The sequence below is a fragment of the Borreliella carolinensis genome (genome assembly GCF_032595855.2).
Lineage (GTDB): Bacteria > Spirochaetota > Spirochaetia > Borreliales > Borreliaceae > Borreliella > Borreliella carolinensis.
In genome coordinates, this window is the sequence record NZ_CP132453.1 from 1 (window position 1) to 15,804 (window position 15,804).

Genomic DNA, 15,804 nt, shown 5'->3' on the forward strand with positions numbered 1-15,804 from the left:
AATATATTATTTAATAGTATAAAAGGCTTAAAAACCAAAATTAAACCCAACCTAGTAAAAAACTAGAAAAAACCTGTTGCTTTGTATATAATTATTATATACAAAGCAACTATTATAAATGAAATATACTGCTATTTTATCAATCTTTTTATTAATGCATAGTGTTAATTTATTTTGCTTTCAAAATAAATTAACCACTTCTTGTTGGGAATTCCCCAAAGAGGATATAATGAAAAAAAAAATAAAAATGGGCATAATTTACCATAATTATATAAATCCTATTTTTTACAATGAAAACTATAAATACATCGCCTTTATCGGAATATTAACATCTTATAATGAATGGATTGAAATACAATTCAGCCCCATCAATTTTTTTACTATCCCAATAAATAAAGATTTTATTTCAAATACTTATTTCAATTTAGCTCTCACTATTTACATTGCGAAATATTCAATTTTAGCTGATACGCTGACTATAAAATTCTTCATTGGAACCCAAATCAATTTAACTCTAAGAACTACTACATTTATAGGAAAAACAACTAATGCATTTCTCTATCCAATCCTTCCCATAATTACCTTCAAACTTGAAATTGATTTCATACCTAATAACTATAGTATTTACTATAAATTATCAACTTCTTTTAAAGAATTTATTCTTTTAGATCTAGGAATTTCTATATTTATGCAATAAAAATTTCCAACAAAACAAGAAATTATATAAATTTAAATTATTTAAATCTCAAATTGCCAAAGACCAAAAACAATTTCACTAAGGAATAAGGACTATATTTACACCCGAACTTAAAGCCTTTTTAATAGCATTTTCAATATTAGAAAAATTTCTTGTAATTGCTCCCATATCATAAGAATCTGTTATCATAATACTAGTAATATTTAAATTTTCCCTTATAATATTAACAATATTTTTAGACATACTAGTTATATCTTTAGAAATTTTAGGAACATTTACATGGCCAATCATAATAAATTTAGCAGCTCTACCAAAAACAAATGGAACAAAATTATTTAACATCAAAAAGCTTTTACTATAAGGCAAAAACGCCAAATATTTATGCGTATCTGTAGTTGTTCCCCCTAATCCAGGAAAATGTTTGATTGCCGAAAATACTCCATGATTCTGCATTCCATCAATAAAAGCTTCTACCATAAGTCCAATATTATAAGCGGAATATCCTCCGAATGTCCTATTTAGCAAAGGAGTGTGAGGTGCAAATTTTATGTCAGCAACTGGAGCCATATTCAAATTAATACCCAATCTACGCAATTGCTTAGCAAGAACTTCACCAATTTTATAAATAAGATGCAAATCTTTAACACCCCCTACATGCTCCATAGCCGGAAAATTATAAACCCCCATTTTTTTATTTTCACTAGCTCTACTGACTATCCCCCCCTCTTCATCAATAGCAATAAAAATATCATGTCCGATATGACTCTTTATTGCACTAATCAATCTCCTTGTTTGCTCAGCATCTTTTAAATTTTCTCTAAATAAAATTATACCAATCGGATTAATCTTTTTTATTCTATTAATATCATTGCTATTAAGACCTTGGACATTCTTGAAATTTGTTAAATTTCTAATCCCAATAAATAAGTTTCTATCTTTTAAAAGAGTTTGAAAATCTAATTCACCTAAAAATTTTATAAAATCTACAAGATCTGATTTATCCTCGTTAAAATATTCATAATCTATTTCTGGCAAAGATTCTATTGCAAATAAATTTAAACAAAAAAAGCTAAAAAATGAAAAAAATAAGGCTTTCAAAAAGTCCATTTATCTAGCCCACAAAGCAAACCATAATCTTTTGATAGCAAATCATAAAGAGCTCTAAAATTCTTAGCAGAATTATCGACCCCCTTCTTATAACAATATCCACATCTATCTTCAAGATTGCTATTAATCAACATGTCAATAAATAACTTTGCGGGAAGAAATCTTCTATTTCTATCAACCGTTAAAATTAATGGATTTTCCATTAATTTTAGCACTTCCCATGTTATTTGCTCAACCGAAATATATTTACCGATTTCTTTATTTTGCTCTATAATTCTAATGGGCATTTTTTCTATTATTTCATCAATATTTTTTATCAAATACTCTAAATTAAAAAGCCCGGTTGCACAATTAAATAACAACCTATTGCCCTTATTTTCAAAATCTTGCACAATTTCTGAAGAAATTCCCCCGCCAATATCAACACAGGTTAAACGATTTTCACAGTTTACTGCCAATATCCCTCCCTTAAAATCTGCTTTGCTTTTAAAACTAAATTCAAACCCAGAAGAACAATTGGTCAAAGCCATTACAGCAAGTGCTTTAAAATTAATTGTAAAGCCCACATTATCAACATTACCAATGTATATAAATCTTTTCCCAGATTCATAAAGCTTTAAATAAATATCTTTTAAAATTTTAAAATTTTGACCATGCCCGGCAGGTAAAGCCAAAATAGAATTAGCATTTTTATTATCTTTAAGAGTAAAATATTGATAATTAAAGCTATTCAGTCTTTCATAACAATAAACTAAGGGCTGAACAGCTGTGAAAATATCTTCTTTCTTAAGAGAACAAAAATTTATACCTTTAATCAAATCATCTACAAATAAATCATCCAAAAATTTTGAAATAAATTCATTCGTTTTACAACTAGTCATTTGAAATATTGAGGGTTTAATCATTTTGCCATAAAAAGATTCATATCTTTTAGCAACCATTAAAAGGTGCCTAATTTTCAAAGCCAAAAATGAAAATCCCAAACTACCATCTTTATTAATATAAGCTGGCGTTATCCCCTTTGGAAATTTTTCAAATTTTTCTTTAAATTCAAGTATTTTCGATTCATATAGCATATATAAATCTTCATTTAACGCCCTATTTTTAGCTAAATCAAAATAACTTGTTGCAGAGCCTCCATTTAAAATTCCAAAAGAAAGGTATGGGAAAAGCATTAGTCCTAAATTTTCAAGATCACAAGAAGAAAAAATATAACAATCGCCTTCTTCTAAGTACAAAAATTTAGAAAAATCATGAAAATATTTTTTTAAATTATCTTCAACCAAACCTTTGCGAAACTTAAACCTCAAAATTTTATCCGAAATATTTAAAATATTTTCATGGCTATCATAAGGAAAATATTTAATGGATTCAAAATTATTAATCCCTATCTCGCCAGAATTAAGTTTTTCAAGTATCATTTCAGAAAAAATTTTATCAACTTTAACATTCATCAGTTAAAACCAAAACCCTTAAAGAAAAGCTTATTAATATAAGCAAAAAACTAATTTTTTAAGTATAATAATATAAGTGACCATATTATTAATTGTTAATTATAGCAATAATATAGCTGGAATATCAATGAGAAGAAATTGACATGCTTAAACAATATTCACTTAACATGAAAAATTTTAAAAAAGCTTTTGATGAGATGATACTTTCTCCTTCAGGATTTAGAAAAATTTTTGCAAAATCAAAAAATGAAGATTCAACAGAAAATGAAATAAACAATGAAGATAAAGTGCTAATAGCGCTAATAATCTTCACAATATCAAATTATTTTAAAAATGAACCCAACCCCTACATTGGATTAGGATTAGACTCAAGACCAACTGGCAAAATTATTGCAGAAATAACAATAAAAATATTAATAACAAACAAAGAAAAGATTAAGTTTTTTGGAATACTTCCAATAACTGAAATTTTGGCTTATATGAAAAACAACAAAGATTCAAAGGGCTTTATTTACATCTCTGCAAGCCATAATCCAACAGGATACAATGGGATAAAAATAGGGTTAAACGATGGTGGCGTACTAAATTCCGAAAAAGCTCATGAAATAATAAAACAAATTAAAAATAATAGCCGAAATGAAAAGCTAATAAATCATTTAATTAACACTCTAAACAAATTTGATGAAGATAACTCTCATTTAGAGAATTATAATAAAATAATAAAATTAGAAAGAAAAAATAAAAACCAATCTTACAAAAGATATAAATCATTAATACATGAAATAGCATATGAAAACGATATTAACAATAAAAATATCGAAATTTTAGAAAAAAGAATACTAAAAAATCCAATTGGGATAATAGCAGAAATGAACGGAAGCTCCAGAATCAATTCAATAGATAAAGAATTGCTAGAATCTTTAGGATTGAAAGTAAAATTATATAATAACGAAATGGGTATTTTTAAGCACAATATTATTCCTGAAGGAAAATCTTTAAATGAATGTAAAAAGCTGCTACAAAATAAATACATACAAGACAATTCTTTTGAACTAGGATATGTGCCAGATTGTGATGGAGATAGGGGGAATCTAGTGTTTATAGACAAAACCACAAACACTGCGAATATCATCGAAGCGCAAAAAATATTTGCACTTGTAGTAATTTCAGAGCTTAGCTATCTTCATTACATAGGAATAAAAAATAATGTAGCAATAGTAACCAATGATGCAACATCTCTAAATATTGAAAAAATTGCAAATTTTTTTAACGCCAAAGTTTATAGAGTAGAGGTTGGAGAAGCTAATCTAACAGAAATGGCAGATGATTTAAGAGCTCAGGGGCTGGTTGTAAAAATCTCAGGAGAGGGCTCAAATGGAGGCTGCATAATTCACCCCTCAAGGGTAAGAGACCCAATTACTACTTTAATTAGTATCGTAAAATTATTAAAAATGAAAGAACTTTACCAAATATGGTGTAAGTTGTCTAAAAACTACTATAAAGAAAAGTACGACTTAAAAGATATTTTAAATACAACAAATTTTTATAGTAATGTAATAGTATCATCCAAGAAAGCCAATTTAACAAATCTAAAAATAGAAAATCAAGAAATTTTAAAAAGCAATTATGAAAATCTATTGATTAAAGAGATAAAAAGCAATAACTTATTTCAAGAATTATCAGTAGTTGATTATGAAATCATCAACTATGAAGGCAAAAGACAATCTAAGATTAGAACGGGGGATTCTTCGGGAGGATTAAAGGTATTGCTAAAAACTGACAAAGAAATCGTTGCAACCTTATGGATGAGAATGTCAAAAACAGAACCGGTAACAAGGGTGCTCAGCGAAGTTATTTATGCAAAAAGACACATTTTGTTCAAACTACTAGAATTTAACAAAAGATTAATAAAAAAGGCAAACCTACCTAATAATTAATATTGTTTGATTTAAATAATAAGTTAATCACTAGTATAAGTCTAGCATAAAATCAATAATTTTCATTCCTCATTTTTTATTTTTTCCTCAACACTATATTTTATTCCATTCCAAGTTTTTGAAAGTCCTATTAAGTCCTTAACATCTTTTACTACTTTATTTGCAACAAACCTTGCCTTGCTTGTACCATCAAAAATAATTTCATCAATGTAATCTTTTTTTTTGGCTTCATAAAAACTTCTTTTATCCCTTATTGGTTTTAAAAAGTTATTCAAAGCTAAAAACAATTTTTTCTTAACCTCAACATCGCCTACTTTACCTTTCTTATACCTATTTTTAAGATCTTCAACTTCTTCATGATTACTATTAAAAATTCCGTGATAAATAAAAACGGGATTACCTTCAACATTACCAGGAATATCTGCCCTTATTCTATTTGGATCTGTATACATGGACATAATTTTTTTTTCTAATAAATTTTCATCATCGTTTAAAAAAATTGCATTATTAAGACTCTTGCTCATTTTATTCTTGCCATAAATACCCACCAAAGGACGAGAATCTGTGAAAACAGATTCGGGTATTGGGAAAAAATTATTTTTATACAAATGGTTAAACCTTCTTGCAAGTTCTCTTGCAAATTCAATATGAGATTCATTATCACGCCCAACGGGAACTAAATTTGCCTTTGTCATCAAAATATCTGCACTCATAAGAACAGGATATCCCAAAAGGCCATAAGGAATCTCTTTAAGTCCGGCCGCAATGCTCATGTCTTTTATACTTGGAATTCTTTGCAAGCGCGCAACAGTAACAATCATTGAAAATATTAAATGGAGCTCAAAAAGCTCGGGTATGGCTGATTGCAAATATATACTAACCTTATCAGGGTTAATACCACAAGCAAGATAATCTAAAACCATTTCCCTAACATTGAAAGGTATTGCATTGATGCTCTTCAAGTCGGGCTTTGTAGTCAAAGTATGTAAATCGGCTATAATAAAATATGTTTCATAATCTTCTTGAAATTTCAACCGATTTACTACAGATCCCACATAGTGCCCTAAATGAAGAGAGCCGGTAGGTCTATCTCCCGTAAGCATAACCTTTCTTTTCAAAATCAAATCTCCTTATCTTTACCCGAAATGCTAACATTACTTAAAATCTCAGAGCCACCTAAAAATACAGAAAAAGACTTAAGCCAACTAACATTATCAACTATTACCTTTACAATCACAGTAAAAGGATAAGATATTAAAAGACCCACAATGCCCCAAAGCCATCCCCAAAAAAACAAAAAACATAAGAGCAAAAATGGTGAAATATCAAGTCTTTTTCCCTGCAATTTTGGCTCAAGAATATTTCCAATCAACATTTGAACAGAAGTATTATATATAAAAATATAAAGCACTATGTTTAAATTGGGATAAAATTGAATTAAAGATGTTATTACAATAAAAAACACAGCTAATATCGAACCAATGCTGGGAATAAAATTGAAAACAAAGGAAAGAACCGCCCAAACAAGAGGAAAATCTTGCCCAAATAAGGTTAATCCAATAAATACTAAAATGCCTGTTAAGCAGCTCACAAAAATTTTTATCCCCAAATATTTACCAATTTGATTATTAATGGTATCTAGAGCTCCAATAAATCTAGTAGATACCGGTTTTTTAAAAGCTTTACCAAGTTTCTTTTCAAAAACATGTATTTCTGAAAGCAAAAAATACAACAACAAAAAGACCACTACTAAGCTACTTGTAAATCCAATAATCTCATTGTAAACTCTTGTTAGAAATGGATAAATATAACCTGAAAAATTCATATCATTAATAACAGAACTATCAACTTTATATCGACTAAGCACATCTTTCATAATAAATGCTAATTGATTTTGATAATAAGGCAATTGCTTCATTAGAACAGTAACGCTGTAATAAACAAAACTAAAAATCAAATAAGAAAAAGAAAATAATAAGAAAAATATAATAAAAACTATTAAAAATTTTGGAACTTTAAATCTTGCTAAAAAAGTATAAACGGGATACATCAAAAATCCCAACACTATGGAAATAGCCAAAGGTTTAAATACAGTTTCTGCTATTTTAAAAGCCCCAATAAATATTAAAACTATAACAATACAATAAAAAACAGATTCCACTTTCCAAGGTTTTAACCCTTGATTTGTATTTAAATCTTTAAGCATATTCCCCTCTTTTAATTTTTTTGCTGCTTTTATCAACTAAACAAAAGTAAGTTAAATAAATTACACACTCAAGCAAATTTTCTCCATTATCCAATTATATAATTTAGTGCCCTTGCTATAATTGGCCTCAGCAAAATCTCCCACTCTATTCTCATAAAACAATTTTTTTGCATTCTTATCATTTCCATGATACACTGTTAAGGTATTTCTACAATGTTTCAAAATATTATTTAAGATTTCAAATGCTGGAATATCGCTAAATCCATCTGCAATGTAAAATATATTTTTAAAAGGAATTTGTCTTTTGCTCTTTGGGACTCTCTCATTAATTTTCTCATAAGACCCTTTATTGATTTCAAAAATAACTCTGGTTTTGATTGTATGATCTACAAAATAGCAAACACTGCTTAAAATCTTATTTTTAGAAAATTTATCATCTCTTCGTTCGTAAAAAGGCATCAAATAAGAATCTATAAACTCACATGCCCACACTTTGCTCACATAGGGCGCAATTTTGCTTCCCAAAATCATTTGTCTAAACCCACTTGAAACAATGTAAATTTTAATCTGAGAATTATTACCTTCCAATTTCTTATTTATTTCAGATATCTCATCAAATAAACCAATAACCCCCTCAAAAAATCTTAACTTAGCGCCCAAATCAAATAATGCTCTATTATCAAGACTTTTAAAAAACCCCTCTCTTACGTAGGTTAAAAAATGGGATAAATATATCATTTCATTAGAAATTATATTATAACCATTTTGCCTATAAACATACTCTAAGCCTTCAACTTCTTTCCAAAAGGAACAAGAATCAATACAATACTCATCAAACAGTACTTGCTGCATATTACCATAAATAAGAGTATTATCAAAATCAAATATTAAAGCTATAATATTTTCTCTTTCATTCATAAATTAAAAAACAATTTAACTTAAATAACCACAAATTATGCTTATTTATATATTTTATATTATACTAATATAGGTTAATAAGTACAGTGTTTTCACATTGAGTAGAAAATTTATGATAGACATAAATGATTTAAATCAAATAAAAGATACTTTTTCAAGAATTTTAGATCTAAGCTTAATCAGCATCCTAGTATACTACATATATAAAAACGTAATCAATTCTTATTCTACAAATCTATTAAAAGGAATGTTAATCATAATCTCTATAGGAATTATCTCATATTATTTAAATCTTTATACTATTAGTTGGCTGCTGAATTATATAGCCAATATATTGCCAATAGCAATAGTCATACTTTTTAATCAAGAAATAAAAAAAATAATAATGCAAATTGGAAATTTCAATTTGGCCTTTAAACTTTCAAATAAAAAAGAAGAAACTTTAAAAGTTATTTCTGAAATCCTAAAAGCAGTCAAACACCTATCTGAAAACAAATCTGGCAGTCTGATATGCATTGAAAAAAAAATACAGTTGGAACAAATAATAAACAAAGGGACTAAAATTGATGCACTAATATCTAGTGAACTGTTAATATCACTATTTGAACGCGAAACTCCTCTTCACGACGGAGCTGTGATAATTAGCAAAAATAAATTAAAATATGCAGGCTCATTTTTACCATTATCTAATGTTGATTCTATTAGCAAAGCATTTGGAACAAGACATAGAGCAGGACTTGGAATTTCTGAAAATTCTGATGCAATAACAATAATAACCTCTGAGGAAACTGGGTCTATTTCTATTACAATCAATGCAAAATTGGAATACAATTTAAGCTTAAGTGAAATTAGAAACAAGTTAAATCTCGAGCTAATAGAGTAAAATAATGAAAATAGGCAAAAAAATAATAAATATAATAAAATTACTATTTGATGATTGGCAAAATAAAGCTATTTCCATTTTAATAGCTATTCTAATGTTTGTAGCATTTAATTTCAATAAAATAGAATCAATAACAACTGAAAAAGAATTCAAAATTATCTTGAATGATCAAATAACTCTTGGGAAAATGCCAGACTTTAGCAAAGTCAAGATTACAATAAAAGTCAATAAAGATGACTTAAAATACCTTGACATTAATAAAATAATATTATTTATTGAAGCATCAAACATAAAGATTCCCGGAAACTATAAGCTACCAATAAAAATAAAAAATCTTAACTCAATACACATTGCAGAATATAAGCTTTCAAAAACAAATGTTTTGCTAAATCTTGATAACAAAATCTCTAAATTAGTCAAAATAGAGCCCAAGTTTAAACTTATAGAAAAAGATGGCAAGGGAGAATATTTTATTGCAAAATACAATATATTGCCCGAGAACTTATTAGTATATGGGCCTGAACAAGAGCTCAAAAAAATAAACACTATTCAAACCAATGTAAAAGAGTTTGACACAAGAACTCTATTTGTATCAGATTATCTTGAAGTAGTCCCACCAAATCCTCTAGTTATGTTTGAAAAAAGTCATGTGGTAGTCAATATTTATTTAAACAAAAAATATTCAAACACAACAATTAAATCTCCTAATCTTATTTTTAATAATCTTAAAAATGGCCTTGAAATTAAAGATAAAGAAAAAATAATAAACCCAGAAAACAAAATGTTTGTAAAATTAAAAACAAGACTTTCTGAAAAACAAATTAAAGCTCATATAAACAATCAAAATATAAGTCTTGCTTTTGATTTGGCAAATATAAAAACTCCCGGAATTTATAACATTGCTACAAATATAATTTTTAAAGAGAATATCAATGAAACAGAAATATATGATTATGAACCTAAAAAAATAAAACTGGAAATAATTGAAAGCTCAGAGATCAAACCATGAAGTCAATAGGATGTGATATAATAAAAGTAGCAAGATTTAAAAATTTTTTAGAAAATAAAAAAAAAATGGAGAGGTTCTTTACACGTAAAGAAATTGAAAATTTTAAATTAAAAGGGGGCAGCGTTATAGAAAGTTTAGCTGGAAAATTTGCAGCTAAAGAATCTTTAATTAAAGCATTAAGTCCACTGTTGCAATATAAAATAAATTATACCCTTAAAGATATTGAAGTAATAAAATCTTTAAAAGGAAATGCAGAATTTTGTTTACATAATGAAGTTGAAAAATTTGCAATAAAAATGAATTTAAAGCTATACCTAACAATATCCCATGAAAAGGAGTACGCTATTGCATTTGTAATAGTAGAAAATTAATTCATGAAAAAAATATCATATTTTACAAAAGAAAAAATTGAATGCCCTGTATGCTCTTTTAAATTTCAAAAAGAAGAATTTTTGACTGGAAGTAGTAGGTTAATAGCTGGAGAGTTAAAAATTGATCTAAAAAGAGAGTATATAAAAAACGACAAATATGGCAACATTTATCCTAGGATATATTCTGTAACAGTATGCCCAAAATGCTACTTTGCGGCATTCCCAAGCGAATTTAATTCAATCCCTAAAAACAAGAAAGAAATTTTACAAAATAAAAAATACGAAAGAAAAAAAATAAATGTGATTTTTGACAACATGATCAACTTTAGTAAACCTAGGACATTAAAGGAAGGAGCTGCAAGCTATATTCTTGCTATGCTATGTTATGAGCATCTGGAAAAGAATCATAACCCCACATTAAATCAAGCAAAATCAGCAATAAGAGCCGCTTGGACATTTGAAGACCTTGAAAAAGAAGAACCAAATAAAAACTATAATTATCTTCAAAAAATATTTTATCACAAAGCTGCTTATCTTTATAAACTAGTTATTGAAAAAGATAAAGACAATTCAGAACCTGTTAGCGCATCAACCATATTTGGTCCAGATACAGATAAAAATTATGGCTATGACAGCGTACTATATTTATCAGGTCTTCTAGAATACTTTTATGGAAATAAAGACAATAAAGAATACAGATACAAACAATTAAACGACATAAAAACCACTCTTTCTAAAATAGCAGGCATGGGTAAATTTTCAAAAGAAAAGCCTTCAATACTTATAGATAAGATCAAAGAGGTTTACTTTAAAATATCAAAGGAAATGAAAAATCTCAAATAAATGAAAAAAATATTAGCTGAAATCGCTTACGACGGATCTATATACCATGGATTTCAAATACAACCAACAAAGCCTACAGTTCAAGGAGAAATTGAAAAAGCTCTAATGAAAATCAACAAAAAAAAAGTAAAAATTCATTCATCCGGAAGAACAGATAAGGGTGTTCATGCAAAAAGACAAATCATAACTTTTTATATGGATATTAATATTAAGCTCAACAATCTAAAAAAAGCTTTAAATGCAATATTATTAAAAACCGGTATAAAAATACTAAAACTCAAGTATGTGGAAAATTCATTTCATCCACGTTTTAGCGCCCAAAAAAGAAAATACAGTTATTATATATTAAATAGCGACAATCACTATCCCTGGGAAAGCTATCAAGCTCACTATGTAAATAAAAAACTAAACATAAGCAATTTAAACCAAATGGCTAAAACGTTGATTGGAAACCATGATTTTACCACATTTTCATGCATAAAAGATAAAAGCAAATCTAAATTTAGGCATATACATTTTGCCAAATTTAAAAAAAGAGGGAAATATATTATTTTTGAAATAATAGGATCTTCCTTTTTGTGGAAAATGGTAAGGTCATTAATAGGCACAATGCTGGACATCGAAATAAAAAACGAATCAATTTCTACTTTTGAAACAATACTAAAATCTAAAAATAGAAACCTTGCAAGAAAAACTGCGCCTGCAAATGCTTTATTTTTAGACAGGGTTTACTATGAATAATAGTATTTTAACTAAAAAACTTTTTTTACTTAAAATATTGAAAAATAATATCGAAGGCAAAATTACAGAAAATTTTGAAGAAATAAACAATGAAATTAAACAAAAAATAGAAAAAGCTAAAAACACTAAAACTTATCAAAAAAACGAAAATAGCAAAGAACCTGCAAAATTAACTTTAGAAAACAAAAATTCAACAAAAATATTGCTAAATAATAGCATACAAGAAAAAAATATCAACGATCACATCATAATATATGTAAACAAAAACTACCTTAACGAAATCTCAAGGGATATTATCACAAAATGGTGCAAAAGCATAAACATACACAATTATAAAATAATAGATACTATTGAATCACTTAACTTAGAAATAAGCAACAAAAATCCTAAAGCAATTTTATCTTGCGAAGAAATAGATTTTTTCTTAAATCAACCGTTAAGAATTCAAATTGTAAGAGGAATAGAGCTAAGATTTAAAGGCATTCCATTAGTTTTTACATATCTTCCTACAAATCAAATAAAAAATCCAGAATTAAAAAAAGAAATATGGCAAGATTTAAAAATAATAAAAGGCATAATAAAATATGGTTGAGCATTGTCATTCAACTTATTACTATGAAATTGCAATAAATATTCCTTTAAATAAACTTTTTTTTTATAAATTTAACCTGAATCTAGAAATTGGAATAAGAGTAATGGTTAATTTCAATGGATCCAATAAAATTGGAATAATTATTAAAAAATATTTTGAAGACGAATTCAAAGAAAAATTTGAATTCAAAATAAAAGAAATTATCAAAATAATAGATACAACTAAACTAATAACAGAACATAACATTAATTTAGCACATTGGATTAGTAAAAAAACATTTTCGGGATTTGGAGAAACTTTATTCTTTGGGCTACCTAAAAATTCAAAATCTAAAAACCCCCAAACATTCCCTTCAATAAATGAGAAGCATCCAGACCATAAAAAGTGTCTTCAGCTAAACAGTGAACAACAAAATATTTACAAAGAAATTATAGAGTCAGAAACAACTAATATTTTTTACCTTTTTGGAATACCTGGATCTGGAAAAACTGAAATATTTATCAAATTGTGTGAATACTATTTAACACTAGAACAACAGGTACTTTTTTTAATTCCTGAAATATCATTAGGATATCAAATAATAAAAAGAATAAAATATGCATTAAATATGCACCATAAAATTTATGAATATAACTCTAAAGTTTCAAATTCTAATAAAAATTTAATATGGAATAAGGTCAAAAATGGAGAAAGCCTGGTTGTCGTTGGCATTAAAAGTGCTTTAATGCTGCCTTTTGCCAAATTAAAATTAATAATTATGGACGAAGAACACGAAACTACATACAAATCTGAAAATACTCCAAAATTTCACTCAAGACACATATCATTTTTTTTGCAAAAAAAATTTAATGCAAAATTTATAATGGGAAGCGCAACACCTTCTCTTGAAGCATACTATGCAATGAAAAATAACCAAATAAAAAAAATAATAATGCAAAACAAATACTCTCAAAGTAAAATAAAAGATATAAAAATAATAAACATGAAAAAAGAATCTAGCACAATTTCATCAGAGCTGTTATACAGTATACAAAAAAGTTTAAATGAAAAAAGACAATCTTTAATTTTCATTAATAAAAGGGGATATCTAAAAAATCTCGAATGCAACGAATGTGGGTACACAATTTGTTGTCCAAACTGTTCGTTTGGCTTGATTTACCACAAAAAAGAAAACAAACTTTTATGCCACTATTGTAGCTATAAAACAAAAACAGCAAACCATTGCCCTCAATGCGAATCAAAAGATATTAAATACAAAACTTATGGAATTCAACTTGTTGAAAAAGAATTAAAAAAATTTTTACCAAATGCAAAAATTGCAAGAATCGATTCCGATATTACAAAAATAGAAAATATAGATTCCATAAATAAGTTCGAAAATAAAGAGATAGACATACTTATCGGAACACAAATCATTGCAAAAGGATTCAATTTTGAAAATATTAAAACACTGGGTATAATCAACGCAGACATTGGAATGAGACTACCTGATTTTAGAAGTAGCGAAAGAATTTTTACAACACTCTCACAAATTATGGGAAGGGCCGCAAGATTCAAAAATGACAACACAATTATTATACAAACAAAAAATCCCAATTATTACGCCATAAAATATGCTTATAAGAACCAATATGAACAATTTTACGAACAAGAACTAGATATAAGAAAAAAATTGAACTATCCTCCGTTTAACAAAATTATTAGAATAATATTTAGAAGTAAAAATGAAGAATCTGCTAAACAAAAATGTTGGGAATTTTTTGAAAAATCTAAAGAATTTTTGCAAGAAGGAATTGAACACTTAGGCCCATCAGAAGCTATCATGAAAAAAATATCCAACAATTACAGATACAATATAATATACTTGTCAAAATCCTACAACCTGCTTGAAAAACTAGTTAATAAGACAAAAGAAAAAGTAAAAATGACAAATACTGTTTACATTGAAATAGATTATTATCCAATATCATTAATTTAGGTAAAATCTAGTCCTTCTTTACTTAAAGACTTAAGAAACGTTGAAAGCACGTATAAAGCCTTATCATTGTGGCCTCCCTCTGGAATAATAAGATCCGCATATTCTTTGGTAGGTTCGATAAACCTATAATAACCCCATCTAGTGGTAGTCAAATACTGATCAATCACCGACTCTACAGTACGCCCTCTTTTGGAAATATCTCTTCTTAAGCGCCTAATAAATCTAATATCATTTGGAGTGTCAATATATATTTTAAGATCTATTAAATTTCTTACCCTCTCTTCAACAAAAATCATAATACCCTCAACAATAACAACAGGTGTTGGAACAACTAAAACCGTTTTAAGCTGTCTTTTATGATTAATAAAATCGTAAAGAGGCATATCTATTGGACTATTTTTTTTTAAATTTTTTAAATGTTCGTAAAACAAATTATTATCAAAAGCATCAGGATGATCAAAATTTACCTTAGAAAATTCATTTTCATAATCACCCACACTCTTATAGTAATTATCTTGAGAAATAAGGACAAATTCTGGAATAAACTCACTAATCTTGCTTACAACTGTACTTTTCCCGCTTCCAGAACCACCAGATATCCCAATAATCTTCGCCATCAACCAACTTCTTTTTTTTTCGCTTGTGGCATGTCTTTCAAAGTACCAGCCACAAACACATTCTTAAATCCCATGCTTTTTAAAACTTTTTTAGCCTCGTAGGACTTATTAAAACTTTTACCATAAACAATTATTTGGGACTCAAAATCACCTAATTTATCCTTTTTAGCAAATAAATTATTAAAAGGAATGTTAATTGATTTTAAATAATGAGACTTACTATATTCTTTGGGAGATCGAATATCCAAAATTTTTGCGCCATTTTGGATTTTTTCCAACAAAAACATATTAGCTCTTTTCATCCTAAGGATAATAAAAAACCAAATATAAAAAAAAAGCAGAACTATTAATACTGCAAATCTCACATAATTCATCGCCATAGTTTTATGAACATAATATCAAAAAAAATAAAAAAAGTGAATAAAATTGTTTTTTTTGCAAAATTAATATA

Annotated in this window: 16 protein-coding genes; 9 read left to right on the forward strand and 7 right to left on the reverse strand. The window is 27.3% G+C overall.

Features of this window, described 5'->3' with window-relative positions; all coding sequences use genetic code 11:
* Nucleotides 1-118: 118 nt before the first annotated feature.
* On the forward strand, nt 119-697 hold the full coding sequence (locus QIA46_RS00005) for a hypothetical protein (RefSeq protein ID WP_317267996.1): 579 nt from the start codon (nt 119-121) through the stop codon (nt 695-697).
* A 78-nt stretch (nt 698-775) separates the two neighbouring features.
* Here QIA46_RS00005 and QIA46_RS00010 read toward each other — a convergent pair whose 3' ends face one another.
* On the reverse strand, nt 776-1,804 hold the full coding sequence (locus QIA46_RS00010) for a glycoside hydrolase family 3 N-terminal domain-containing protein (protein WP_317267997.1): 1,029 nt from the start codon (nt 1,802-1,804) through the stop codon (nt 776-778).
* On the reverse strand, nt 1,792-3,258 hold the full coding sequence (locus QIA46_RS00015; RefSeq protein WP_317267998.1) for a UTP--glucose-1-phosphate uridylyltransferase: 1,467 nt from the start codon (nt 3,256-3,258) through the stop codon (nt 1,792-1,794). The genes QIA46_RS00010 and QIA46_RS00015 overlap by 13 nt, the downstream gene beginning before the upstream one ends.
* A gap of 143 nt (nt 3,259-3,401) precedes the next feature.
* Between QIA46_RS00015 and QIA46_RS00020 the strand changes: the two genes are divergently transcribed.
* Nucleotides 3,402-5,195 (forward strand): phosphoglucomutase, encoded by a 1,794-nt coding sequence (locus QIA46_RS00020; RefSeq protein ID WP_317267999.1) that lies wholly within the window; start codon nt 3,402-3,404, stop codon nt 5,193-5,195.
* A 62-nt stretch (nt 5,196-5,257) separates the two neighbouring features.
* Here QIA46_RS00020 and trpS read toward each other — a convergent pair whose 3' ends face one another.
* From trpS to QIA46_RS00035, 3 genes are read right to left on the reverse strand one after another with little or no spacing between them, the layout of a single operon-like run.
* The gene (gene trpS / locus QIA46_RS00025; RefSeq protein ID WP_317268000.1) at nt 5,258-6,313 is read right to left on the reverse strand and encodes a tryptophan--tRNA ligase; all 1,056 of its coding nucleotides are present in this window, start codon (nt 6,311-6,313) and stop codon (nt 5,258-5,260) included.
* A gap of 2 nt (nt 6,314-6,315) precedes the next feature.
* Nucleotides 6,316-7,401 (reverse strand): AI-2E family transporter, encoded by a 1,086-nt coding sequence (locus QIA46_RS00030; RefSeq protein ID WP_317268001.1) that lies wholly within the window; start codon nt 7,399-7,401, stop codon nt 6,316-6,318.
* Nucleotides 7,402-7,461: 60 nt separating this feature from the next.
* Nucleotides 7,462-8,319 carry an HAD family hydrolase gene (locus tag QIA46_RS00035; RefSeq protein ID WP_317259938.1) on the reverse strand — a complete coding sequence of 286 codons (858 nt, stop codon included), beginning with the start codon at nt 8,317-8,319 and terminating at the stop codon, nt 7,462-7,464.
* A gap of 112 nt (nt 8,320-8,431) precedes the next feature.
* Here QIA46_RS00035 and cdaA point away from each other — a divergent pair, with 112 nt between their 5' ends.
* From cdaA to priA, 7 genes are read left to right on the forward strand one after another with little or no spacing between them, the layout of a single operon-like run.
* Nucleotides 8,432-9,202 carry a diadenylate cyclase CdaA gene (gene cdaA / locus QIA46_RS00040; RefSeq protein WP_014023268.1) on the forward strand — a complete coding sequence of 257 codons (771 nt, stop codon included), beginning with the start codon at nt 8,432-8,434 and terminating at the stop codon, nt 9,200-9,202.
* 4 nt (nt 9,203-9,206) lie between these two features.
* Complete coding sequence (locus QIA46_RS00045; RefSeq protein ID WP_317268002.1) at nt 9,207-10,211, forward strand: CdaR family protein; 1,005 nt, start codon at nt 9,207-9,209, stop codon at nt 10,209-10,211.
* Nucleotides 10,208-10,582: a holo-ACP synthase gene (gene acpS / locus QIA46_RS00050; protein ID WP_317268003.1), complete on the forward strand. Its 375-nt coding sequence runs from the start codon at nt 10,208-10,210 to the stop codon at nt 10,580-10,582. The genes QIA46_RS00045 and acpS overlap by 4 nt, the downstream gene beginning before the upstream one ends.
* A gap of 3 nt (nt 10,583-10,585) precedes the next feature.
* Nucleotides 10,586-11,425 (forward strand): DUF2225 domain-containing protein, encoded by an 840-nt coding sequence (locus QIA46_RS00055; RefSeq protein ID WP_316255924.1) that lies wholly within the window; start codon nt 10,586-10,588, stop codon nt 11,423-11,425.
* On the forward strand, nt 11,426-12,166 hold the full coding sequence (gene truA / locus QIA46_RS00060) for a tRNA pseudouridine(38-40) synthase TruA (protein ID WP_317268004.1): 741 nt from the start codon (nt 11,426-11,428) through the stop codon (nt 12,164-12,166). It begins immediately after the preceding gene.
* Nucleotides 12,159-12,758, forward strand: coding sequence for a uracil-DNA glycosylase family protein (locus QIA46_RS00065; RefSeq protein WP_317268005.1), 600 nt, complete (start codon nt 12,159-12,161; stop codon nt 12,756-12,758). Before truA ends, QIA46_RS00065 begins: the two co-directional genes overlap by 8 nt.
* Nucleotides 12,751-14,736, forward strand: coding sequence for a replication restart helicase PriA (gene priA / locus QIA46_RS00070; RefSeq protein WP_317268006.1), 1,986 nt, complete (start codon nt 12,751-12,753; stop codon nt 14,734-14,736). The genes QIA46_RS00065 and priA overlap by 8 nt, the downstream gene beginning before the upstream one ends.
* Here the strand turns inward: priA and udk are convergent.
* Both udk and QIA46_RS00080 read right to left on the reverse strand, forming a co-directional pair.
* The gene (gene udk, locus QIA46_RS00075) at nt 14,733-15,353 is read right to left on the reverse strand and encodes a uridine kinase (RefSeq protein ID WP_317268007.1); all 621 of its coding nucleotides are present in this window, start codon (nt 15,351-15,353) and stop codon (nt 14,733-14,735) included. The two genes, priA and udk, sit on opposite strands and share 4 nt — an antisense overlap.
* A complete protein-coding gene (locus tag QIA46_RS00080; RefSeq protein ID WP_317268008.1) occupies nt 15,353-15,727 on the reverse strand; it encodes a rhodanese-like domain-containing protein in 375 nt (124 codons plus the stop codon). Before QIA46_RS00080 ends, udk begins: the two co-directional genes overlap by 1 nt.
* Between the last annotated feature and the right edge of the window lie 77 nt (nt 15,728-15,804).

Excerpts from the sequence above, each read along its gene's own strand:
- QIA46_RS00045 (WP_317268002.1), top strand. The coding sequence starts at position 9,207 with ATGAAAATAGGCAAAAAAATAATAAATATAATAAAATTACTATTTGAT.
- QIA46_RS00030 (WP_317268001.1), bottom strand. The coding sequence starts at position 7,401 with ATGCTTAAAGATTTAAATACAAATCAAGGGTTAAAACCTTGGAAAGTG.
- truA (WP_317268004.1), top strand. The coding sequence starts at position 11,426 with ATGAAAAAAATATTAGCTGAAATCGCTTACGACGGATCTATATACCAT.
- priA (WP_317268006.1), top strand. The coding sequence starts at position 12,751 with ATGGTTGAGCATTGTCATTCAACTTATTACTATGAAATTGCAATAAAT.
- udk (WP_317268007.1), bottom strand. The coding sequence starts at position 15,353 with ATGGCGAAGATTATTGGGATATCTGGTGGTTCTGGAAGCGGGAAAAGT.
- QIA46_RS00010 (WP_317267997.1), bottom strand. The coding sequence starts at position 1,804 with ATGGACTTTTTGAAAGCCTTATTTTTTTCATTTTTTAGCTTTTTTTGT.
- QIA46_RS00005 (WP_317267996.1), top strand. The coding sequence starts at position 119 with ATGAAATATACTGCTATTTTATCAATCTTTTTATTAATGCATAGTGTT.
- QIA46_RS00020 (WP_317267999.1), top strand. The coding sequence starts at position 3,402 with ATGCTTAAACAATATTCACTTAACATGAAAAATTTTAAAAAAGCTTTT.
- QIA46_RS00065 (WP_317268005.1), top strand. The coding sequence starts at position 12,159 with ATGAATAATAGTATTTTAACTAAAAAACTTTTTTTACTTAAAATATTG.
- QIA46_RS00080 (WP_317268008.1), bottom strand. The coding sequence starts at position 15,727 with ATGAATTATGTGAGATTTGCAGTATTAATAGTTCTGCTTTTTTTTTAT.
- cdaA (WP_014023268.1), top strand. The coding sequence starts at position 8,432 with ATGATAGACATAAATGATTTAAATCAAATAAAAGATACTTTTTCAAGA.
- acpS (WP_317268003.1), top strand. The coding sequence starts at position 10,208 with ATGAAGTCAATAGGATGTGATATAATAAAAGTAGCAAGATTTAAAAAT.
- QIA46_RS00035 (WP_317259938.1), bottom strand. The coding sequence starts at position 8,319 with ATGAATGAAAGAGAAAATATTATAGCTTTAATATTTGATTTTGATAAT.
- QIA46_RS00015 (WP_317267998.1), bottom strand. The coding sequence starts at position 3,258 with ATGAATGTTAAAGTTGATAAAATTTTTTCTGAAATGATACTTGAAAAA.
- QIA46_RS00055 (WP_316255924.1), top strand. The coding sequence starts at position 10,586 with ATGAAAAAAATATCATATTTTACAAAAGAAAAAATTGAATGCCCTGTA.